The 21,165-nt window shown below is 69.7% G+C and carries 19 protein-coding genes; 14 read left to right on the top strand and 5 right to left on the bottom strand.

Going from position 1 to position 21,165, the window contains the following annotated elements:
• The first annotated feature begins 47 nt into the window (after positions 1–47).
• Positions 48–1,163: an MGDG synthase family glycosyltransferase gene (locus tag OG984_RS27100; protein ID WP_328529195.1), complete on the top strand. Its 1,116-nt coding sequence runs from the start codon at positions 48–50 to the stop codon at positions 1,161–1,163.
• Here the strand turns inward: OG984_RS27100 and OG984_RS27095 are convergent.
• From OG984_RS27095 to OG984_RS27085, 3 genes are all read right to left on the bottom strand, one after another.
• Positions 1,160–2,071, bottom strand: coding sequence for an amidohydrolase family protein (locus OG984_RS27095; RefSeq protein ID WP_328529194.1), 912 nt, complete (start codon positions 2,069–2,071; stop codon positions 1,160–1,162). The two genes, OG984_RS27100 and OG984_RS27095, sit on opposite strands and share 4 nt — an antisense overlap.
• Before the next feature lie 11 nt (positions 2,072–2,082).
• Positions 2,083–2,955, bottom strand: a complete 873-nt coding sequence (locus OG984_RS27090) for a ribonuclease HI (protein WP_328529193.1) — start codon at positions 2,953–2,955, stop codon at positions 2,083–2,085.
• Between the two features lie 95 nt (positions 2,956–3,050).
• A complete protein-coding gene (locus OG984_RS27085) occupies positions 3,051–4,913 on the bottom strand; it encodes an AMP-dependent synthetase/ligase (protein WP_328529192.1) in 1,863 nt (620 codons plus the stop codon).
• Between the two features lie 181 nt (positions 4,914–5,094).
• On the opposite strand from OG984_RS27085, the gene OG984_RS27080 reads away from it, so the two are divergent.
• Positions 5,095–6,270: a 4-hydroxybenzoate 3-monooxygenase gene (locus OG984_RS27080; protein ID WP_328529191.1), complete on the top strand. Its 1,176-nt coding sequence runs from the start codon at positions 5,095–5,097 to the stop codon at positions 6,268–6,270.
• Between the two features lie 14 nt (positions 6,271–6,284).
• Here the strand turns inward: OG984_RS27080 and OG984_RS27075 are convergent, their stop codons facing one another.
• Both OG984_RS27075 and OG984_RS27070 read right to left on the bottom strand, forming a co-directional pair.
• Entirely contained in the window at positions 6,285–7,475 is a 1,191-nt protein-coding gene (locus tag OG984_RS27075) for an MBL fold metallo-hydrolase (RefSeq protein WP_328529190.1), read from the bottom strand.
• A 132-nt stretch (positions 7,476–7,607) separates the two neighbouring features.
• A complete protein-coding gene (locus OG984_RS27070) occupies positions 7,608–8,597 on the bottom strand; it encodes a LysR substrate-binding domain-containing protein (protein ID WP_328529189.1) in 990 nt (329 codons plus the stop codon).
• 136 nt (positions 8,598–8,733) lie between these two features.
• Between OG984_RS27070 and OG984_RS27065 the strand changes: the two genes are divergently transcribed.
• The 12 genes from OG984_RS27065 (at position 8,734) to OG984_RS27010 (ending at position 21,161) form a co-directional block, all read left to right on the top strand.
• Positions 8,734–9,543: a cyclase family protein gene (locus tag OG984_RS27065; RefSeq protein ID WP_328529188.1), complete on the top strand. Its 810-nt coding sequence runs from the start codon at positions 8,734–8,736 to the stop codon at positions 9,541–9,543.
• Positions 9,543–11,186 (top strand): thiamine pyrophosphate-binding protein, encoded by a 1,644-nt coding sequence (locus OG984_RS27060; protein WP_328529187.1) that lies wholly within the window; start codon positions 9,543–9,545, stop codon positions 11,184–11,186. The genes OG984_RS27065 and OG984_RS27060 overlap by 1 nt, the downstream gene beginning before the upstream one ends.
• A 25-nt stretch (positions 11,187–11,211) precedes the next feature.
• Positions 11,212–12,090, top strand: a complete 879-nt coding sequence (locus tag OG984_RS27055; protein WP_328529186.1) for an ABC transporter permease — start codon at positions 11,212–11,214, stop codon at positions 12,088–12,090.
• A complete protein-coding gene (locus OG984_RS27050; protein ID WP_328529185.1) occupies positions 12,090–12,905 on the top strand; it encodes an ABC transporter permease in 816 nt (271 codons plus the stop codon). The genes OG984_RS27055 and OG984_RS27050 overlap by 1 nt, the downstream gene beginning before the upstream one ends.
• Positions 12,906–12,924: 19 nt before the next feature.
• The gene (locus OG984_RS27045; protein ID WP_328529184.1) at positions 12,925–13,728 is read left to right on the top strand and encodes an ABC transporter ATP-binding protein; all 804 of its coding nucleotides are present in this window, start codon (positions 12,925–12,927) and stop codon (positions 13,726–13,728) included.
• 89 nt (positions 13,729–13,817) lie between these two features.
• Positions 13,818–14,774, top strand: a complete 957-nt coding sequence (locus OG984_RS27040) for an ABC transporter substrate-binding protein (protein ID WP_328529183.1) — start codon at positions 13,818–13,820, stop codon at positions 14,772–14,774.
• 90 nt (positions 14,775–14,864) lie between these two features.
• On the top strand, positions 14,865–16,019 hold the full coding sequence (locus tag OG984_RS27035; RefSeq protein ID WP_328529182.1) for a thiolase family protein: 1,155 nt from the start codon (positions 14,865–14,867) through the stop codon (positions 16,017–16,019).
• Complete coding sequence (locus tag OG984_RS27030; protein ID WP_328529181.1) at positions 16,016–17,914, top strand: ATP-dependent acyl-CoA ligase; 1,899 nt, start codon at positions 16,016–16,018, stop codon at positions 17,912–17,914. The genes OG984_RS27035 and OG984_RS27030 overlap by 4 nt, the downstream gene beginning before the upstream one ends.
• Positions 17,907–19,361 carry a 2-hydroxymuconic semialdehyde dehydrogenase gene (locus tag OG984_RS27025; RefSeq protein ID WP_328529180.1) on the top strand — a complete coding sequence of 485 codons (1,455 nt, stop codon included), beginning with the start codon at positions 17,907–17,909 and terminating at the stop codon, positions 19,359–19,361. Before OG984_RS27030 ends, OG984_RS27025 begins: the two co-directional genes overlap by 8 nt.
• A gap of 20 nt (positions 19,362–19,381) precedes the next feature.
• A complete protein-coding gene (locus OG984_RS27020; protein ID WP_328529179.1) occupies positions 19,382–20,197 on the top strand; it encodes a 2-keto-4-pentenoate hydratase in 816 nt (271 codons plus the stop codon).
• Positions 20,194–20,631, top strand: a complete 438-nt coding sequence (locus OG984_RS27015) for a RidA family protein (protein ID WP_328529178.1) — start codon at positions 20,194–20,196, stop codon at positions 20,629–20,631. The genes OG984_RS27020 and OG984_RS27015 overlap by 4 nt, the downstream gene beginning before the upstream one ends.
• Entirely contained in the window at positions 20,628–21,161 is a 534-nt protein-coding gene (locus OG984_RS27010; RefSeq protein WP_328529177.1) for a 3-hydroxyanthranilate 3,4-dioxygenase, read from the top strand. Before OG984_RS27015 ends, OG984_RS27010 begins: the two co-directional genes overlap by 4 nt.
• The last annotated feature ends 4 nt before the right edge of the window (positions 21,162–21,165 follow it).

Here is a 21,165-nt window from a genome sequence, read left to right as displayed (position 1 = left end):
TGCCCCCGTTCACCACAACGTCACACCGTGCGTACAGAATCCGGCGCATGTCCATCGACTCGGAGCGGCTCAGGCCCCTCCTCCACCTCGGGCCAGGCGCGACACCTCGCGTGGCGATCATCTCGGCGAGCTACGGCGCCGGCCACAACTCGGCCTCCCGGGAGATCTCCCGAACGCTCGGAGAGGCCGGATGCGACGTCGAGATCTTCGACTTCGTCGACCTGATGCCCTGGCGGCTCGGGCACAGTCTGAAGGTCGGCTACAAGATGCAGCTCCAGGTCAGCCCCGACTCCTGGGGCACCACGATGAGCCTGGTCATGCCGGGACGTCCGCTCCACAAGCCTTTCAACCGCTTCCTCCGGCTCTCCACGCGCAAGATCACCGAGGCCATGCATGGCGCGGACCTGGTCATCTCCACCCACCCGTTCTGCTCCCAGGTCATCGGCCACCTGCGCACCATCGGGCAGCTCACCGTTCCCGCCGTCACCTACCTCACCGACGCCGCGGTCCCCGCGCTGTGGATCAACCCCGGCATCGACCTCAACCTCGCCATCCACGAGGTCGCCGCCCGCGAGGCGCGCATGCTCGGCGGCAACGCGGCGGTGGTCCAGCCGCTCGTCCCACCGGGGGCGGCGTACGTCCCGGGGCAGGTCTTCCCCGACCCGCTGGCCGACCTCCACCTGACGGGCCCGCGGGCGCTGGTCACCGGTGGCTCGCTGGGCGCCGGCGCACTCGAGCAGACCGCCCTCGACATCCTCGAGCACAGCGACATGACCCCGATCGTCCTCTGCGCGACCGACCCCTGTCTCAAGCGCCGTCTGGAGCGGATCCCCGGCGTGGTGGCGCTCGGCTGGCGCACCGACGTACGCGCCCTGATGGCGACCAGCGACTGCGTCGTCCAGAACGCCGGCGGCTTCACCTCGCTCGAGGCCCTGGCCTCGGGCACCCCGGTGATCACCTACCGCTCGATCTCCGGCCACGGGGCGGCCAACTCGGCCAACCTGGACCGCGCCGGGCTGATCCCGTGGGCCCGCGACGAGATCGAGCTCGCCAAGCACCTGGTCGTCGCTGCCGAGTCGCCCCGGTTCAACCGGCTCGCCCTCGGCGTCCCCGACATCGTCCAGATCCTCACCGACAGCTACGACGAGACGGCGGTCGCCTAGCGGCCCGAGGGCGGTCCGAAGAGTCGCGCGGCGTTCTCGTAGAGCACCCCGCGCGCCCATTCGTCCCCGAGCCCGAGGCCGAGCACTCCGTCGACTGCCTCGAGGTAGGGATAGGGGATGTTCGGGAAGTCGCTCCCGAACAGCACCCGCTCCCCCAGCGCCTTCAGCCGCGGCAGATCCTCGGCCGGGAACGGCGTCGAAGCCTCGGTGAACGCGGTGAACGCCATCGTCGTGTCCAGGTGCACCCCGTCGTACTTCTCCGCGAGGTCGAGGAACCGCGCATAGTCCGGCAGACCCATGTGAGCGACGATCAGCGCCAGATCGGGAAAGCGGCCGAGCAGCGCCTCCATCCCGGCCGGACCGGTGAACCGCCCCGGAGCGGGCCCGTGGCCGGAGTGGATCACCAGCGGCGTACGCGACTCCGACAGCGCCTCCCAGACCGGGTCCAGGAGCGGCGAGTTGGGGTCGTAGTCACCGACCTGGACGTGTGCCTTGAAGATCTGCGCGCCGGCCTCGACCGCCTCCCGTACGTAGTCCCCGGCACCCGGTTCCGGGTAGAACGTCGCCGACTGCAGGCAGTCCGGCTTGTCCGCCGCGAACTCCGCGCCCCACTCGTTCAGCCACGCCGCCATCCCGGGCTTGTGCGGATAGGTGAGCGCCGAGAAGCGACGTACGCCGAGGTCTCGCAGCACCCGGAGCCGCTCCTCCTCGGAGTGCCGATAGGCGATCGGCCACGCCCGGCCGGTCAGCGGACCGGCCGAGTCGAAGTAGGCCCACACCTTGTCGAGCATCCGCTGGGGCAGGAAGTGGGTGTGTACGTCGAAGATGCCGTCCAGGCCCAGCGCATCGAGCCGCGCGCGGATCTGCGCGGGCTCGTCCGGGGCGATGGTGACCGTCGGAGGATTCACACCGGGCGAACCTACCCGGCCGAGGCGGACCCGGAGGCCAACGGTGCGGCGAAGGTCTCCGCGATCGCCCGCGCCCTGCCGGGGATCTCGTCGGCGGTCAGCCCCCAGGTGCCCTCGGCGAAGCGCCGAGCCAGCTTCGCCAGCGAGTCGGCGCCCTCGTTGAGCGCCTCGCCGACATGGCCGCGTACCCACTCGAACGAGAGCCGCTCGGACTCGCGACAGAGCTCGTCGTGCATCCGGGTCAGGCCGGCGAGCTCGGCGCGGTGCTCGGTCTCGTAGCCCTTCGGCATCGACTCCTCGCCGCGCAGCCAGTCCTCGATCAGCGCGAGCGCGACGCGCGAGTCGGTCCGGATGGTCAGCGTGCGCCGCGGCAGCGCCCGCACCGCCTCCGCGATCGCCTGCAGCTCGGCCAGCACCACCAGTGAGTGCGGGTCCCGGATCCGGGCGTTGGGCACCTGCCGCCCGAAGCCGTGCTGGCCGTCACCGGCGAGCCATCCCCACCCGATGAACCCGCGATGCGCCGAGCCGTCGGTCGCCACCACCAGCGGCGGCAGCGGGCCGGCCCGATGGACCGCGAGCGCCTCCACGGCCTCGGCACGGATGTCCGCGTCGTCCTCGACGAACGGCACCACGGTGACCCCTGGATAGGCGTCCGCGATCTCGTCGGTCAGCATCCAGAACCGCGAGTTGGACGGCAGCGCGACCACGATCTGCACCGGAGCGAGCCGGATGAGGGAGTCGTACGCAGCCCCGACCGCCGCGATGATCGCGTCCTCGGTCCCGCGGGCTCCCAGCGATCCGGCCGCGTGCAGCCCGGGACCGGCCAGAACCCAGTCCCATCTCTCGGCGTCGCTGCGCTCCTTGACGACGATGAAGCAACGCATTGCAGACCTCCTGACCCGCCCGAACAAGTCGATCTCGACGTTACCGGGCGGATCCTGAGGACGAGAGGGCGGCGTCAGGATCCGGACGCCAACCCTTACTGCTCCGCGGCGTAGAGCCCGTCGATGATGTCGGCGTACTTCTTGCTCACCACGCGCCGCTTGAGCTTCAGGGTCGGGGTGAGCTCCTCGGACTCGGCGGTCCACTCCTCGCCGAGCAGCTCGAAGGCCTTGACCTGCTCGGGCCGCGACAGCCGGGCGTTGGCCGCCTCGACCGCCTGACCCACCGCGCCCCGGATGACCGGGTGCTGAGCCAGCTCGGCGAGCGAGCCGGCCTCGACGCCGAGCTTCTGAGCGACCACTGGAGCGATCTCGCCGTCGAGGGTGAGCACGGCGACGACGTACGAACGGCCGTCACCGACCACCATCGCGTGGCCGACCAGCGGGCTCTCCTTGAGGAGGTTCTCGATGTTGGACGGGGCGATGTTCTTGCCCGCGGAGTTGATGATCATCTCCTTCTTGCGGTCGACGACGCTGAGGAAGCCGTCCTCGTCGAGCGAGCCGATATCGCCGGTGTGCAGCCAGCCGTCGTCGTCGAGGAGCGCTGCCGTCGCCTCCGGCCGACGTACGTAGCCGGGGGTCGTGATGGGACCGCGGAACAGGATCTCGCCGTCCTGTGCGATGCGCACCTCGATCCCGGGATGAGCCCGGCCGACCGTGCCGAGCCGGAAGCCGTCGGGCCCGTTGGCGGTCGCGGCACCGGTGGTCTCGGTCATCCCGTAGACGTCGTAGACCTTGATCCCCAGCCCGGCGAAGAACTTCGCGACCTCGAGCGGCATCGGCGCGGCCGCGCTCGCCGCCCACTCGACCTTGTCGAGCCCGAGCAGGGCACGCATGGTCGAGAGGACCGCGGCGTCCGCCTGCTCGAACTGAGCCTGCAGCTCGGGCGAGGTGGTCTGCCCGGTCTGCTGCGACTCGACGTAGGCCAGGCCGACCGCCATCGCCTTCTCCACGGCCTCCCGCTTGGCGTCGTCGGTCTCGGCGGCGAGCAGGGCGGTGACGCCGGTGCGGATCTTCTCCCACACCCGCGGGACCCCGAAGAAGCTGGTCGGGTGCACCTCCTGCAGCGTGCTGAGCAGCAGCGTGGGGTCCTGGATGAGATAGACGTGGCCGCCGTTGAACTGCGGGATGTAGAGGCTGAGCACCCGCTCGGCGATGTGCGCGAACGGCAGGTAGGAGACCAGGATCCCCGGCTCCTCGATCCCCGAGGTCGACAGCGAGCTGGTGGTCTCGAAGACGATGTTGCGGTGGGTGAGCACCACGCCCTTGGGCTGCCCGGTGGTGCCCGAGGTGTAGAGCATCGTGACGGTGTCGTCCGGGGTCACCGCCGCGCTGCGCGCGTCCAGCTCCTCGCCGACCCCGTCGACTCCGTCGAGCGCCGCCGCCCCGGAGGCGACGAAGTCGTCCCAGGCGACCGCCCGCGGGTCGTCGGCCACCGCGGTGTCTATGGTGACGACGCGGAGGATCTCCTCCCGCTTCAGCCCGAGCGCCCAGCGGGCGACGTGGTCGTCGGTCTCCAGCACCACGATCCGCGGGTCCGCGTGCTCGGCGACGTAGCCCACCTGGTCGGGCGCGAGGGTGTTGTAGATGCTGATCGGCACACCTCCCGCGAGCACGGCCGCCAGGTCGGCGAGGATGTGCTCGATGCGGTTGGCGGCCATGATCGCGACCGACTCTCCCGGCTGGAGACCGGCCTTGATGTAGGCGGCGGCCAGCCCGCGGGCGCGCTGGTGCAGCTCGCCCCAGGTCAGGGTGCGCCAGCCCGTGCCGTCGACGGTGTGCCGGTCGGAGAAGGCCGGCTCGGCGCCGCGCTCGGCGACCACCTTGGCAAGCACGTCGACCATGGTCTGGTCGCCGATCTGGGACTCGAGGGCGGCGCGGTCGGCGAGGACGTCGGGCATCAGGGCGCTCCTTCATAGGTTGTGACTCGGGTCACAATTGAGTTGCCTCGACGGTAGGGACGCACCGGCGCGGACACAAGAGCCCGTCCGCACCATTTGAGAATCCGTCGAGGGTTCCGGTTTCCACTCAACGGAAAGCGGCGGTGGCGACGATCACTCGGACAGGAGTTGACTCGGCCCCATGGCAGATGAACGTACGCAGGTTGTGATCGTCGGCGCCGGCCCCGCAGGGATGCTGCTGAGCCATCTCCTCGCCGCCGACGGGGTCGACTCGGTCGTGGTGGAGACCCGGTCGGAGGAGTACGTCGCGGCCCGGATCCGCGCCGGCATCCTGGAGCAGTCGAGCGTCGACGTGCTCACCGAGGTCGGCCTCGGCGACCGACTGGCCCGCGAGGCCGACAAGCATCGCGGGATCTACCTGCAGTGGCCCGAGGAGCGTCACCACCTCGACTTCGTCGACCTGGTCGGTCGGGCGGTCTACGTCTACGGCCAGACCGAGGTGCAGAAGGACCTGATCGATGCACGCAGGGCCGCCGGGCAGGTCGTCCACTACGAGGTCGCAGACACCGCGTTGCACGACATCGAGTCCGACCAGCCCTCGGTCACCTTCACCGACCCCGACGGGGTCGCGCGGCGGATCCGAGCCGACGTGATCGTCGGCTGCGACGGATCCTTCGGCCCCAGCCGCGCCGCGATCCCGGCCCGCGAGAGCTGGGACCGCACCTATCCCTACAGCTGGTTCGGCATCCTCGCCGACGTCGCGCCCTCGACCGACGAGCTGATCTACGCCTGGCACCCCGACGGCTTCGCGCTGCACTCGATGCGCTCGGAGAGCGTCTCCCGGTTCTACCTCCAGGTGCCGAACGGCACCGACCCGGCAACCTGGTCCGACGACCAGATCTGGGACGCGCTCGCCTCCCGGCTCGGTCACGGCCAGAACGGCTGGACGCTGCAGTCCGGCCAGATCACCGACCGCAGCGTCCTGCCGATGCGCTCGCACGTCTCCACGCCGATGCGCCACGGCCGGCTCTTCCTGGCCGGCGACGCCGCCCACATCGTCCCGCCCACAGGCGCCAAGGGCCTCAACCTCGCCGTCGCCGACGTCGCGCTGCTGGCACCCGCGCTCACCGCGCTGCTCAAGGGCGACCCACGGCTGGCCGACGACTACTCCGCGACCGCGCTGCGCCGCGTCTGGCGCTGCACCCACTTCTCCTGGTGGATGACCACGATGCTGCACACCGCCGAGGACCCCTTCGACACCCAGCTCCAGCTCTCCCAGCTGCGCTGGGTGACCTCCAGCGAGCACGCCGCCGCCGGGCTCGCGGAGAACTACGCCGGGCTGCCGATCGGGTTCTGAAGGGTCTTCGGCGCTCAGCCGAGCGCTGCGCCCACTCCGAACTCGTCGAGATCCCGGCCGACGACGACCAGACCGGAGAAGTTCTTCTGAGCCCGGTGGAACTTGTGCTCCGGCCAGTTGGCGGGGACCAGATGATTCAGCACGAGCGTCCGTACGCCTGCTGCCTCAGCAATCGGCCCCACCTCGTCGATGGTGGTGTGCGCGTTGATCAGGTGCTGAAAGCGACCCTCGGCCGAGGTGTCTCGAGGCTCGGGGAAGATCTCTTCGGCCCATTCTCGGTCCATGACTTCGTGCACGAGGATGTCGGCGCCTCGCGCCATCTCGATGAGGTTCTCGCTCGGCGACGTATCGCCGGAGAACACGACCACCCCGTCCTCGGTCTCGAAGCGAAAGGCAAGCGCGGGAAAGACCGGAGCGTGCTGCACGAGTGTGGCCGATACCCGGACACGGTCGTCTTCGTAGAACGGCACGGGACTCATCCGGGGATGCGGGTTCCCGTTGGGGTCGGCGAGGTAACGCTCCGGGATGGGCACGTCATGCCCGGAGGCCAGGGCGGACGGCGGTGGTTTGCGGGTGTCGAAGACCCGGTCGTTGATGTCGGTCGCGTACGCCCGCATCATCAGGTCGATCGTCTCGGCTGTTCCCGGTGTCGGATTCTCCGGCGCCGTCACCGCCGGGTCCGGGGGCGGCCCGAAACGGGGAGGAAGCGTGCCCCGATTGCCGGGTCCCCACACCTGCACTGGTGCCGTCACCCGCGCGAGTCCGTTCGACAACCCCTCGATGAGCAGGTTGTTCAGGTCGATGATGTGGTCGGAGTGCAGGTGGGTCAGGAAGATCGCACGCAGAGCGTCGAGCGGACCGTCCGTGTCATGGCTCCAGTTGCCGAGCCGGGCATCCCGTGCCTGACGGCCCACTCCATGTCCAGCATCCACGATGTAGTACTTGTCGCCGACGACCACCGCTGACGCCACGCCCGCGCGGTCAGTTCCGGGCCACCAGGGCGGACCCCCGGACGTGCCCAGAAGAACGAGCCGGGTTCGCCTGCCGGCGCCGAACTTTCGGGCGGCGGACGTCGCACCTGCAGCGGACGCAGGCAGTGCGCCCGTCCCTGCGAGGACGCCTGTTGCACCGGCGCCGGCAAGCAGTGAACGCCTGGAAACGCCAGAGCTCGGTTTCGAATCGGCTGGTTCCTCGGAAGTGTTCATGGCATCAGATCTTGGAGAGGAAGTGGTCCAGGTCACCAATGCCAAACCTGCGTGCGGTATGCACGCCCGCTCATGCCGGACGCTGTCGAGGTCTCCGGTGGAACGGGTCCGGACTTGGCTCGAGGTCGAGCTTCAGATGACCGGGCTCCTTGGAGCAGCAGCACTCGGCACGGCCGCCGGTACAGCCTCATCGAGTTCGGTGGCGATGGTCGCCGCAGTGGCGGTGAGCGTATCGACCAACAGGCGTGCTTCTCGACTGACCGACCGGTCCGCAGGCAGCGTCACGCCGATGGCCCGCGGGACCGTGTCGAGACGGAGAGGCAGCATCTCGAGGAGCTCGTCGCGCACACCGATCAGCATCGGCAGTGGCGCGATGGCCTCTGTCTCCAGGAGCATGGCCCGTGAGGTGAGCAGGGTCGAGCACTCGGTGATGTCGCGCGGTGGACTGAGGCCTTCTCGGGCAAACATGTCATCGAGCTCGGCCCGCAGAGTGCTGGGCTGCAGAGGCAGGATCCACGGGTAGGACTGCAGGTCGGCGAGCCGTTGCGGCGCTGAGGCAAGTGCCGGATGGCCACAACGCACGACCGCCCGCACCGCTTCGTCGTAGAGCCGGATGTGGTGGAGCGCCCCGCGATAGGTTCCGGGATCCAAACGCCCGACGAGCAGATCGACCTCACTCCGGTGGAGACTCGTGGTCAGCTGCTCCGCGGTGCCCTCGACCACCGAGACCGTGATGTCGGGATGGGCCCGCTTCAGGGCGACCACGGCACGAGGAAGAAGGGCGTAGGCGCCGGCCAGGTTGGTCCCGACCCGAAGCGGCCGCGCGCCCCCTCGCAGCACTTCCTCGATCTGCTCGGAGGCGCGACGCAGGTTGCCGAGCGCGGATCGCGCCTGCTCGATCAGGATCTCCCCGGCCGGCGTGGGCGATACGCCTCGAGGTCCGCGCACGAAGAGCTCGACGCCGACGAGATCTTCGAGCTCCCGGACGCTTCGGGTCACGGCGGGCTGGGAGATGTAGAGGTTATCGGCGGCGCCTACGAACGACCCCTCATCGGCGATCGTGGTGAGGAGGACGAGATGGCGCAGCTTCAGCTTGCCGCCGAACAGTTGCTGGGTCTGCACGATGGGAACCTCTCGCCGACGACTGGCGGCCATCGTAGATCGGCTTATATCGGAATGCCTAGATATATCTTTTCCGACATGCCTGGCCTTGGATTGGCATTGGTGGTGTGCGTCTCAGCGGCAGCACGATTCTGGCATGCACCTCTCGTCTACCCCGGCCCGTACGCCGTCGGATCTGGCCAGTGCCGTCGCCTCGGGCGCCGTCACGGTCGTGGATCTGACCGCCAAGCTTTCAGCCTCGACACCCGTACTGCCTCTGCCCGAGGGGATGGCTCCGATCCCGCGCTTCGAGCTGGAGGAGCTGGCGAAGTACGACGAGCGGGGCGAGACCTCCTACCAGAACGGCATCCACACCGGCGAGCACGTCGGCACCCACTTCGACGCGCCGTGCCACTGGGTGACCGGCGTCGAGCACGGCGACGTGTCGCAGGTGCCGGCGGAGCGGCTCGTCGGGCCCGCTGTGGTCATCGACAAGACGGCCGAGGTCGCGGAGAACGCGGACTACCTGCTCACCATCGAGGACGTCGAGGCGTGGCAGCGCGAGCACGGCCGGCTCCCGAAAGGCTGGCTCCTCTACCGCACCGGATGGGCCGCCCGCTCCCACGACCAGGAGCTCTTCCTCAACGCTGACGACGAGGGCCCGCACACGCCGGGCGTGACCCCGGAGTGCGCGAAGTGGCTTGCCGAGGAGACCGACATCGTCGGGTTCGGCGTCGAGACCGTGGGCACCGACGCCGGGCAGGCGTTCGGCTTCGAGCCGGCCTTCCCGGTGCACACCTACCTCCTCGGTGCCGGCAAGTACGGCATCACCCAGCTGCAGAACCTCGCGCTCATCCCGACGACCGGCGCCCTGATCGTGGTCGCGCCGCTCCCGATCGTGGGCGGTTCGGGCAGTCCCGCACGCGTCCTGGCGATGGTCCCGGCTGCAGGCCAGGAGGTGGACTGATGCTGGTACGTGATGCGATCGGCGAGGTGCTCACGGATCTCGGCGTCCGGGCCGTCTTCGGCGTGGTCGGCAGCGGAAACTTCCACTTCACCAACGCGCTCGTGGAGCGTGGGGCGCGGTTCGTCCCGGCCCGGCACGAGGGCGGCGCTGCCACCATGGCTGACGCCTACGCGCGGATGTCCGGCGAGGTCGCGGTGCTGTCGCTGCACCAGGGGTGCGGTTACACCAACGCGCTCACCGGCATCGTCGAGGCGGCGAAGAGCAGGACGCCGTTGCTCGTGCTGACCGCCGAGGCGACCGAGCCCACCTCGAACTTCTTCATCGACCAGGCCGGCATGGCCGAGGGGGCGGGTGCCCTCGCGATGCGCGTACGGTCGCCGCAGACCGCCCTGGTGGATGTCGCCCGCGCCTTCGCGGCCTGCCTGCACCAGCAGCGCACCGTCGTACTGAACGTGCCGATCGACGTCCAGGACATGGAGCTGCCCGACGATGCGTCCCGACGCACGTTCGGCACCGTGGGCCTGCCGCAACCGGCGCCCGAGGACGTGCGCCGGTTCGTCGAGCTGATCCAGTCGGCGCAGCGACCGGTGTTCGTGGCCGGGCGTGGTGGCCGGGCAGAGGGCGCGAAGGAAGCGCTTCAGGAGCTCGCGGCTGCGTCGGGAGCTCTGCTGGCCACCTCCGCCGTCGCCCGCGGACTGTTCAACGAGGATCCGTGGGGCATCGACGTCTCCGGCGGCTTCAGCTCACCGCTCACCGCCGAGCTCATCGCCGACGCCGACCTCGTGGTCGGGTTCGGCTGCGCGCTGAACATGTGGACGATGCGGCACGGCAGGCTCATCGGCGATCAGGCCAAGGTCGTCCAGGTCGATGTCGAACCTCAGGCGATCGGCCGGAACCGCGACGTGGACCTGGGACTGTGGGGCGGCGTCGCTGAGACGGCTCGCGCGACGACCGCGGCCCTTCGTGCTGCACAGCCCGACGACCGCACCGGCTACCGGACGACGGCGGTCGGCGAACGGATCCGTTCGTCGTTGCGCTGGCACCAGGTCGACTTCGTGGATCAGTCGGGCGACGGACGGATCGACCCGCGGACCCTCTCGCTGGAGCTCAACCGCCTCCTGCCGACCGAACGGATCGTGTCGGTCGACTCCGGGAACTTCGTGGGCTACCCGAGCATGTACCTCGACGTTCCGGACGAGTTCGGCTTCTGCTTCACCCAGGCGTTCCAGTCCGTCGGGCTGGGCCTGGCGACGGGCGTGGGAGCCGCGCTCGCGCAACCCGGCCGGCTCCCGGTCGTGGGCGTGGGTGACGGCGGGTTCCTGATGGGCATCACCGAGCTCGAGACGGCGGTCCGGCTCGAGATCCCACTTCTCGTCGTGATCTACAACGACGCGATGTACGGCGCCGAGGTGCACCACTTCGGGTTCGACGGTCCCTCCCTGGACACCGTCGTCTTCCCCGACAGCGACCTCGCGCAGATCGCACGCGGATACGGGTGCGAGGCGATCACGGTCCGGGAGACCGCGGACCTCGCCCCGGTCAAGGACTGGCTGTCGTCAGAGTCGACCCGGCCGATGGTGATCGACGCCAAGGTGCTCTCGCGCGAGGGCTCCTGGTGGTTGCAGGAGGCGTTCGGCCACTGAGCCGGACGCGAGGTCTGGAGGACACATGGAGACCAGTAGGCCCGCGGTGCTGACCGCGACCAAGAGCACCCGCCCGATACCGCCACCTGGCGAGGACCGCGGTCGGATCGAGCTACCCCGAGGCGGCCGGGCGAACGAACGCACCGTCGTCGCCGCGCGCGGCGTGGCAGGCGTGCTCTGTTGCCTCGCCCTGTGGGAGGTGGTGGCGCGCTACGACCTGCTCCCCCGCGACGTACTGCCCCCGGCGTCGAGCACGCTGGTGCACGCCGCCCAGCTCCTCGGTGACCGATCGTTCCTCGGGCAGATCGGTTCGACCCTGTGGGCTGCTCTGGTCGGGTACGTCCTGGCCCTGGCGATCGCGGTGCCGGCCGGGCTGGTCCTGGGCCTGTCCGATCGGTTGCACGCCGCCACCGCGACCGTGGTCGAGCTGGTCCGGCCGCTCCCGCCGGTCGGCCTCGTCCCCCTCCTGGTCCTCGTGGTCGGCCAAGGGATCGAGATGAAGGCAGCGGTGGTCGCCCTCGGCTGCGTGTGGCCGCTGCTCATCAACACGATCCACGGGGTCCACTCCACCGACGGCACCGCCAAGGCCACGGCACGCTCGTTCGGCTGGTCGCAGCGGACGGTCGCGATCCGTGTCGTCTGGCCATCGGCGGTTCCGTCGGTGCTCACCGGGGTCAGGATCACCGTCTCCGTCGCGCTCATCCTCTGCGTCGGTGCGGAGTTCATCGGCGGGAGCCGCGACGGGCTCGGGAGCTGGCTGCTCCAGCAGAGCATGCTCCCCGGCGGCATCGACACCGTCTGTGCCGGCGTGGTCGTGGCGGGAGCCCTCGGTCTCCTCGTCAACGGCGTCGTGACCGTACTCGAGCGCCGCTTCGCGGCCTGGGCAAACCGGGAGGACTCGTGATGAGCAACACCGTGCAGCCGAACGAACGCATGCTACGGATCGCAGTCGGCTGGTGTGGCGCGCTCCTGTTGCTGGTCGCGTGGCAGCTGGCGACCGTGAACTCCGACTCGCTGTTCTTCCCCACCCCGCTGGAGATCTTCGACGATCTCGGGGAACGCTGGTTCTCCGACGGGCTCTCCGGCGGAATCCTGACGGATGCGTTCTTCGTCGACGTCACCCCGAGCCTGCAGCGCCTCCTGATCGGACTGCTCGTCGCCTGGTCGCTGGGAGTCTCGCTCGGCGTGCTCCTCGGCAGGATCCCCGCCGTCGCGCACACGGTCGAGCCGATCCTGCACTTCATGCGGGCGATGCCGGGCCCGGTGCTGCTCCCGCTGGCACTGGTTCTGGTGGGCACCGGGACGACGATGCGGGTCTCCCTGATCGCATTCGGCGCCGTATGGCCGGTCCTCTTCAACACCTACAGCGCCGTGCGACGGGTGCCCGAGGGCTATCTGGAGACGGCACGCACGGCGAGGGTCTCGCGGGTCCGGACCCTGTTCCAGGTGATCCTGCCGGCCGCCAGCACGGGCATCTTCGCCGGCATCCGGGTCTCCACCTCGCTCGGCATCATCTTGCTCATCGCCTCAGAGCTGGTCGCCGCCTCGGACGGCATCGGGTTCGGCCTGACGCAGGCCCAACGCTCCTTCCAGCTGCTTCCCATGTGGTCGTTCATCGTCGCTCTGTCGCTGCTCGGCTACCTGTCCAACCTCGTCTTGAGCGGGATCGAGTCCGGCGTACTGCGCTGGCACCGGCTCCTGATGGCAGTCCAGGACTGACCGCCCCGAAAGGATGCAGATGACAACCACGCTTCTGGAGGTCGAAGACCTCCGACACACCTACCGCACCCGACAGGGCGACCAGACGGTCCTCGACGGGATCAACTTCGACGTCCAGCGCGGCGAGTTCGTCTCGATCGTCGGCCCCTCCGGCTGCGGCAAGACCACGCTGCTGCGTACGCTGTCGGGCCTGCTCCGCCCCACCGGCGGAACGGTCACCCTGTCCGGGAACGTCATCACCGGTGTACCCAAGGGGCTCGCCATGGTCTTCCAGGACTATCGGGCGTCGCTGTTCCCCTGGCGACGCGTCGGCGCGAACGTGGAGTTCCCGCTGCTGGGCCGGGTGTCCAAGACCGAGCGCCGGTCGCGGACCATCGAGTCGCTGAGCGCCGTCGGCCTGGCGGACGCCGCCGACAAGTACGCCTGGCAGCTCTCCGGCGGCATGCAGCAGCGCGTCGCGATCGCCCGAGCGCTCGCCATGCGACCCGAGCTCCTCCTGATGGACGAGCCGTTCGCCTCCGTCGACGCACAGACCCGCTCCGATCTCGAGGACCTCCTGCTCCGGGTCCGCGAGCAGTTCGACATGACGATCCTCTTCGTCACCCACGACGTAGACGAAAGCGTCTACCTCAGCACTCGGGTGCTGTCGCTCAGCAAGGCGCCGACCGTCAAGACGGCCGACGTCCCGGTCCCGCTCACCTTCCCGCGGGACCAGATCCACACCCGAGAAAACCCGTCGTTCGTCGAGACCAGAAGCGAGGTGGCCCGTCTGATCCGGCAGGCGAGTCCCGGTGGGCTGGCCACTGCCGCCGGCGCTCATTGAAGGACGTCGGGCGCACCCCCACGGGCCCGACCTCCGGACACATGTCCGTCTCCACCGCGAGCGATGAAGCAATTCCAAGGAGAACACAGATGAACCTGCGTACCCCACGACGACTCGGCGCGGTCGTGCTCACGCTCCTGCTTGCCAGCGCCGCCGGCGCTTGCGGCGAAGATGCACCGTCGGCGTCGGCCGGCGACAGCAGCAAGGTGACCCTCTCGATCCCGCCGGTCGGCGACTCGCTGCCGGTGTACGACGCGATCAGCAAGGGCTACTTCGCCGACGAGGGTCTCGACGTCGAGCTCACCCCGGCCGCGAACGGCGCCACCACGATCAATGCCCTGGTCTCGGGCAGCACCGACCTGGCCCTGGTCTCCTATCCATCCTTGATCACCGCCTACTCATCGGACCTGCCCGTCACCATCGCGGCGCCGGCGATCGCGGGCACCGACGAGTACAAGTCCGGTCTCTACGTGCTGGCGGACTCCGAGATCGAGGAGCCGGCCGACATGGTCGGCAAGAAGATGGCCACGCCGTCCTTGGGCTCCGTGGGCGACATCTGGTTCCGAGGCGTGCTGCTACAACAGGGCCTCGACCCCGACAGCGTCACCTACATCGAGATCCCGCAGGCCAACATGGCGGCCGCGCTCGAGGCCGGCGACGTGGACGGCATCTTCCAGACCGAGCCGACCCTCAGTGCGACCGAGGCGAGCCTGGACGTTCGGCCGATCAGTTTCCAGAACGGACCCCAGGGCCTGTTCGCAACGTCCGAGAAGCTGGTGGAGGAACGGCCCGAGGTGGTGACTCGGTTCCGAGCCGCCCTGGCCAAGGCCGTCGCCGACATCGAGGCCGATCCGCAAGGAGTCGCCAAGGCGATGATGCCCGAGTACACCGAGATGACTCCGGAGGTCGCGGCCAAGATGCGGCTTCCCGAGTACCAGGTCGACTACGACGCCGCTGGTGTCCAGGACGTCGTGGACCTGATGGTCGAGGTGGGTCTGCTCGAGGACTCCTTCGACGCGAACGAGCTCTACCAGGACGCCAGCTGAGCATCATCCCTCGGCTCAGCTGACCAGCAACGACACCAACCACCAGCGCGGGCCGCGCCACCATCGGGCGCGGCCCGTCGGAGGAGATCTATGACTGACCACACCCGCGACCACGTCGCCATCGTCGGCGCCGCGGAGTCGCCCTACACTCGCCATCCTGTCGCCGGCACCACCACCGCCGGGGTGCTCGGCGACGCCGTCATACGGGCCCTGCGCGATGCCGGCCTCGAGCCCGGCGACGTCGACGGGCTGGGTGTCGCCAGCTTCACGCTCGGCCCCGACCATGCGATCGACCTCGCCTGGCGCCTGGGCCTCCACCTGCGCTGGATCATGCAGGACACCAACGGCGGAGCGAGTGCCGGCGGGATGCTCCAGCACGCGGTGCGGGCCGTCGAGTCCGGCGACGCCTCGGTGATCGTGCTCGTCGCCGGAGACGCCATGGACAGCGCGGCGCACGAGCGGCTGGTCAAGGCGTACAACCAGGCGACCGTCGACCACCTGGCCGAGCTCCCGATGACCGGGCCGAACGCGCTGTTCGCGATGCTCACGCAACGGCAGATGGCCGCATGGGAGCTGGACCGGAAGGACTACGGCAGCCTTGTGGTGGCCCAGCGTGCCTGGGCCGGGCTCAACCCCGGAGCCGTTTATCGCGCTCCCATGGCGCTGGAAGAGTACCTCGACGCGCCCCTGGTCGCGGCACCGCTGGGCCGCTTCGACTGCGTCCCGCCGGTGACCGGCGCCGACGCCATCGTCGTCGCGGCCGAGGACCGAGCCACCGGTCGCCGGGCACGGGTGCTGGCGGTCACCGCCGCCTACAACGGCGACGATCAGGCCGGCGACGGGATCCAGACGGCGGTCGCCGCCTGTGCCCCTGCGGCATGGGAACGCGCGGGCGTCGCACCGACAGATGTCGACGTGATCAGCGTCTACGACGACTATCCGGCGATGGTGCTCTCGCAGCTCGTCGACCTCGGCGTGACCGATCCCGGGGCGGTCAAGGCAGTCGTCGCAGAGCAGATCGCCACCCGGCGGCTTCCGATCAACACCTCTGGCGGCCAGCTCTCCGCCGGCCAGGCCGGCGCGGGAGGCGGCATGCACGGGATGGTGGAGGTCGTCCAGCAGCTGCGCGGGCGAGCCTCCGGCCGGCAGGTCGAGTCCCGGATCGGAGTCGTGACCGGCTACGGCATGGTGCTCTACCGGCACGGATCCTGCGGAAACGTCGCGGTGCTGGAGGCAGTCGCATGAGCCTCGTCGTCCAACGCTGCGCCAGCTGCGGCCGTGACTACTTCCCCCACCGGATCCTGTGCCCGACGTGCGGCACGGCAGATTTCAAAGACATGCCCGTCGAGCGGGGCCGCGTCATGGCGTCCACGCGCACGGGCGACGGATCGACGCTGCTCACCGTCGAGTGCCCGTCCGACCTGCAGGTCGTTGCCCGCCTGCTCGGAGACGACGCCTGCCTCGAGCTCGGCCAAGAGCTACCGCTCACCACGTCTCTCCTGACGCCTGGGCCCGCGGCGTACGTTCCGGACCCCACCACAGTGGAGATCGACCCGCGCCGGCTACCGAGCGATACGCCACTGGGTGAATGCACCGTTCCCGGGATGCTGCTGGCTCGGGCGTCACTGACGCCCGAGGCGCCCCTGCTCGTGTGCGGCGACGTACGCCGCACCGCGGCCGAGATGGTCGAGGCGGTCGCACGCGCCGCAGGAGCGCTCGCGGAGCGCGGCGTCGCGCCCGGGGAACGGGTCGCCTTCCTCGCCTCCAACCGGGTGGAGCTTCTCGACCTGGTGCTCGGCGCGGCATGGCTGGGCGCCATCGCGGTCCCGATCAACACCGCCGCTCGCGGAAGCCAGCTGCACCACATCCTGGCCAACTCCGGCGCTCGGCTGCTGGTGGTCGAGGCCGAGATCGAGCCTCATGTCGACGATCTCCCGGCCCTACCGGACCTTCAGGCGAGGTGGGTCCTGAGCGATCAGAACGCCACGATGGGTGCTCCGGTTCCGCACGCTGCGGTCGCGCCTGGCGACCCTGCCGCGATCCTCTACACGTCCGGTACGACGGGCGTCTCCAAGGGTGTCGTCTGTCCCCACGCGCAGTTCTGGTGGTGGGGCTGCAACGTCAGCGAGCAGATCGGCATCCGCTCCGACGACGTGCTGCACACCTGTCTCCCGCTGTTCCACACCAACGCCCTCAACGCGTTCAGCCAGGCGTTGGTCAGCGGTGCGACGTACGTCCTCGGTGGCCGCTTCTCGGCCTCCCGGTTCTGGTCGCAGATGGTGGACAGCGGTGCCACCGTGACCTATCTGCTCGGCGCCATGGTGGGCATCCTCGACAGCCGGCCACCGTCGGACCTCGATCGTGCTCACCGGGTGCGGATGGCGCTGTCGCCGGCCACCCCCGGCCGGCTGCTGGCACCGTTCCGCGAGCGGTTCGGCGTCGCTCTGCTCGACGGCTACGGATCGACCGAGACGAATGCGGTCGTGGCCACGCGCCCCGGGGAGGAGCGCCCGGGATACATCGGCAGGCTGCAGCCGGGCTTCCACATGCGGGTCGTCGATGCCGACGGAGCCGACGTCCCACCAGGGACGCCCGGGGAGCTGCTGCTGCGCAGCGACCAGCCCTTCGCCTTCGCCTCCGGCTACTTCGGCATGCCGGAGGCGACCACCGCGGCCTGGCAGGACCTGTGGTTCCACACCGGCGACCGCATCGCCGTGGAGGCGGACGGGTCGATGCGCTTCGTGGACCGGATCAAGGACGTGATCCGCCGGCGCGGCGAGAACATCTCCTCGGTGGAGGTCGAGGACGTGCTCCGCGCCCATCCGGCCGTCGCGGACGTGGCGGTCTACGCCGTCGACTCCGAGCTCGGTGAGGACGAGGTCATGGCGGCGGTCGTCGCCAAGGAGGCACAGGACCTGGACTTCGAGGAGCTCGTCGAGTTCTGCGGCCCGCGCCTGGCGGCGTACGCCATCCCCAGATTCCTGGTCCGGCTCGACGCCCTCCCGCTGACCGAGAACGGCAAGGTCCGCAAACCAGAGCTTCGCAGCCGTGGGACCGACGGCGCGTGGGATCGGCAGCCGCCGCGTCTGCGCCCGACCGCTCCTGCTTCGGCATCAACAGAACGGACACCACATGCGTGAGTACAAGAACTTCATCGACGGTCGGTTCACCGACGGCGCCGAGGCATTCGCCGACGTCGACCCGGCCACCGGGAAGCAGGTCGCCTGGGTGCACGAGGCGGACGCCGGCCTCGTCGACCAGGCGGTGCGGGCAGCCCGAACAGCCCTGGACGGACCCTGGGGGCGTACGTCGGTGCAGGAGCGCTGCACCCTGCTCCGTCGCGTGGCCGACGAGATCGACCGGAGAGCCGACGACCTGCTGGCCGCCGAGGTCGCCGACACCGGCAAGCCCGAGGCCGGCGCACGGGCACTCGACATCGCCCGTGCGGCCGCCAACTTCCGCGCCTTCGCCGACGTCATGGGCGCCGAAGGTGTGGAGTCCTACCTCCAGGACCTGGGCCAGGGCCGACAGGCGCTGAACTACGCCGTCCGCAAGCCGCTGGGCGTGGTGGCCGCGATCGTGCCCTGGAATCTGCCGCTCCTGCTGCTGACCTGGAAGCTGGCGCCTGCCCTGGCGTGCGGGAACACCCTCGTGGTCAAGCCGTCCGAGGAGACGCCCGGTTCGGCGACCGTGCTCGCGGAGGTGCTCGCCGCGGCCGGCGTGCCGAACGGCGTGTACAACGTCGTCCACGGGTTCGGATCCGGATCGGCAGGCGAGCACCTCACCAGCCACCCGGGCATCGACGGCGTCACCTTCACCGGCTCGACCGCCACCGGCGCCGGCATCATGAAGGCCGTCGCACCTCGCATCCGGCCGGTCTCCTTCGAGCTGGGCGGCAAGAACGCCGCCCTCGTCTTCGCCGACGCCGACCTCGACGCCACCATCGCCGGCCTGACACGTTCCGTGTTCGCCAACACCGGCCAGGTCTGCCTGTGCACGGAGCGTGTCTACGTCGAGCGCTCGGTCTTCGACGAGGTGAGCGAGCGGCTCGTCGCGGCTGCTGAGGCGCTTCGCCTCGGTGCCCCGTCGGATCCCACGACGACGACAGGTCCGGTGATCTCCCGGGCCCACCAGAAGAAGATCCTCGACTACCTCGACCTCGCCGAGCAGGCGGGCGCCAAGGTGCTGACGGGAGGACGTGCCGCCGACCTGGAAGGACCCCTGAGCGGCGGCTTCTGGATCGAGCCGACCCTCTGGACAGGTCTGACCAACAACGACCGTCCGGTCCGTGAGGAGATCTTCGGACCCGTCGCCGCCCTGATGCCGTTCGACACCGAGGACGAGGCGATCAGCCTGGCGAACGACACCGACTACGGTCTGGCGGCCGCCGTCTGGACGACCGACCTCGGCCGCGCGCATCGGGTCGCGGGTCGGATGCAGACCGGAATCTCCTGGGTCAACACCTGGTTCCAGCGCGAGCTGCGATCACCCTTCGGCGGCATGGGACTCTCCGGCATCGGCCGTGAGGGTGGCCGCCACTCGCTCGACTTCTACACCGAGACGACGAATGTGTGCGTGGCGCTGTGAACGGGCCACAAGAGCGTGACGTGACGACGCCGACCGCTGTGGTCCCTCGCGTCGCCGAGCTTCTCGACACCGCGCAGCAGACCGTCACCCCGGTGAACGCGGCGACGCCGTGGCCGCAGCTCGACCTCGACGAGGCGTACGCGAGCCAGGCGGCACTGATCGCACGGCGGCAGGCGCGCGGCGAGCACGGCGTCGGCCTCAAGCTCGGGTTCACCAGCGAGGCCAAGATGCGTCAGATGGGCGTGGACGAGCTCATCCTCGGACAGCTGACCGACGGCATGCAGGTCCCCGACGGCGGCACGATCGACCTGGACGCGCTCATCCACCCGCGGGTCGAGCCCGAGGTCGCCTTCCTGATCGGTGCCGACGTCGACCTCACTGCCCCGGACGTCGATCTGGCAGCGGCGATCACGGGAGTGGCGGCGGGACTCGAGATCATCGACTCCCGCTACGACGGGTTCCGGTTCGACCTGCCGCGCGTGGTCGCCGACAACACCTCGGCCGCGATGTTCGTCCTCGGGCCGTGGCGTGCCCCGGGCGAGGTGGACCTGGACGACATCCCCGTCACCCTGCGGGCCGAAGGCGAGGTCGTCGCCGAAGGCACGACCGCGGCCATCCTCGGTCACCCGCTGCGAACGCTGCCGCGTCTGGTCGCCCTCGGCGGCCGTCTGGGACTGCGGCTGCCTGCGGGCTCTGTCGTGCTCGCCGGTGCCGCAACCGAGGCCGTACCCCTTCGGCCGGGGGGTGTCAGCGCGACGGTCGCCGGGCTGGGCACGGTCAGCGCCGTAGCCGTCCCGGACGGCGCCGGCCCGCTCGGCGAGGGCGGTGGCCGATGAGCGACGCGTTCCTGGTCAAGAGCAAGGCTCGGCCCCGGGGGCGGTTCCCGCACGCACGCCGGGCGGGCGACCTGCTCTTCGTCTCCGGCACCAGCAGCCGACGGCCCGACAACACCTTCGTCGGTGTGGAGGTCGACGAGCTCGGGACCACCCGCCTGGACATCCGCGCCCAGACGGCCGCCGTGATCGAGAACATCCGCGACATCCTGCGAGCCGCGGGCGGCGACCTCGGCGACCTCGTCCAGGTGACCTCTTACCTGGTCAACATGAACGACTTCGGCGGCTACAACGACGTCTACGGCTCCTACTTCGACGAGTCCGGGCCGACGCGGACCACTGTCGCCGTCCACCAGCTCCCCCACCCGCACCTGCTCATCGAGATCCAGGCCGTGGCCCATCTGCCCGGCCCCACCCCTCAGGAGGAAACGAAATGACTCAGTCGACCACGAGCGTCCCCCCGGTCCTCGACTTCATGAAATGGATCAGCGACCACGAGCAGGAACTGAAGCCTCCCGTCAACAACAAGGCCATCTTCACCGGCGACGACTTCATCGTGCAGGTCGTCGGCGGCCCGAACCAGCGGACCGACTTCCACGTCGACCCCTACGAGGAGTGGTTCCACCAGATCAAGGGCTCCATGCACGTCGACGTCATGACCGAGGACGGCAAGGTCACCGTCGAGATCAAGGAGGGCGAGACCTGGCTCCTGCCCGGCAACCTCCCGCACTCGCCCCAGAGGCCGGAGGCCGGGTCGATCGGCGTGGTCATCGAGCGGATCCGAGAGGAGGGAACCCTGGAGAAGTTCCAGTGGTACTGCCTCGAGTGCTCGGCGCTCGTGCACGAGGTCGAGCTCCAGGTTCGCGACATCGTGGCCGACCTGCCCCCGGTGTTCACCACGTTCTACGAGGACGAGGCGGCCCGCACGTGTGGCCAGTGCAACGCCCTCCACCCCGGAAAGGGCTGAGGCG

The sequence above is a fragment of the Nocardioides sp. NBC_00368 genome (genome assembly GCF_036090055.1).
GTDB lineage: Bacteria > Actinomycetota > Actinomycetes > Propionibacteriales > Nocardioidaceae > Nocardioides.
Note: the sequence above shows the minus strand (reverse complement) of the source record. Positions and strands in the feature narration are given on the sequence as shown.

Excerpts from the sequence above, each read along its gene's own strand:
- OG984_RS27100 (WP_328529195.1), top strand. The coding sequence starts at position 48 with ATGTCCATCGACTCGGAGCGGCTCAGGCCCCTCCTCCACCTCGGGCCA.
- OG984_RS27090 (WP_328529193.1), bottom strand. The coding sequence starts at position 2,955 with ATGCGTTGCTTCATCGTCGTCAAGGAGCGCAGCGACGCCGAGAGATGG.
- OG984_RS27085 (WP_328529192.1), bottom strand. The coding sequence starts at position 4,913 with ATGCCCGACGTCCTCGCCGACCGCGCCGCCCTCGAGTCCCAGATCGGC.
- OG984_RS27080 (WP_328529191.1), top strand. The coding sequence starts at position 5,095 with ATGGCAGATGAACGTACGCAGGTTGTGATCGTCGGCGCCGGCCCCGCA.
- OG984_RS27075 (WP_328529190.1), bottom strand. The coding sequence starts at position 7,475 with ATGAACACTTCCGAGGAACCAGCCGATTCGAAACCGAGCTCTGGCGTT.
- OG984_RS27065 (WP_328529188.1), top strand. The coding sequence starts at position 8,734 with ATGCACCTCTCGTCTACCCCGGCCCGTACGCCGTCGGATCTGGCCAGT.
- OG984_RS27060 (WP_328529187.1), top strand. The coding sequence starts at position 9,543 with ATGCTGGTACGTGATGCGATCGGCGAGGTGCTCACGGATCTCGGCGTC.
- OG984_RS27055 (WP_328529186.1), top strand. The coding sequence starts at position 11,212 with ATGGAGACCAGTAGGCCCGCGGTGCTGACCGCGACCAAGAGCACCCGC.
- OG984_RS27050 (WP_328529185.1), top strand. The coding sequence starts at position 12,090 with ATGAGCAACACCGTGCAGCCGAACGAACGCATGCTACGGATCGCAGTC.
- OG984_RS27045 (WP_328529184.1), top strand. The coding sequence starts at position 12,925 with ATGACAACCACGCTTCTGGAGGTCGAAGACCTCCGACACACCTACCGC.
- OG984_RS27040 (WP_328529183.1), top strand. The coding sequence starts at position 13,818 with ATGAACCTGCGTACCCCACGACGACTCGGCGCGGTCGTGCTCACGCTC.
- OG984_RS27035 (WP_328529182.1), top strand. The coding sequence starts at position 14,865 with ATGACTGACCACACCCGCGACCACGTCGCCATCGTCGGCGCCGCGGAG.
- OG984_RS27030 (WP_328529181.1), top strand. The coding sequence starts at position 16,016 with ATGAGCCTCGTCGTCCAACGCTGCGCCAGCTGCGGCCGTGACTACTTC.
- OG984_RS27025 (WP_328529180.1), top strand. The coding sequence starts at position 17,907 with ATGCGTGAGTACAAGAACTTCATCGACGGTCGGTTCACCGACGGCGCC.
- OG984_RS27015 (WP_328529178.1), top strand. The coding sequence starts at position 20,194 with ATGAGCGACGCGTTCCTGGTCAAGAGCAAGGCTCGGCCCCGGGGGCGG.
- OG984_RS27010 (WP_328529177.1), top strand. The coding sequence starts at position 20,628 with ATGACTCAGTCGACCACGAGCGTCCCCCCGGTCCTCGACTTCATGAAA.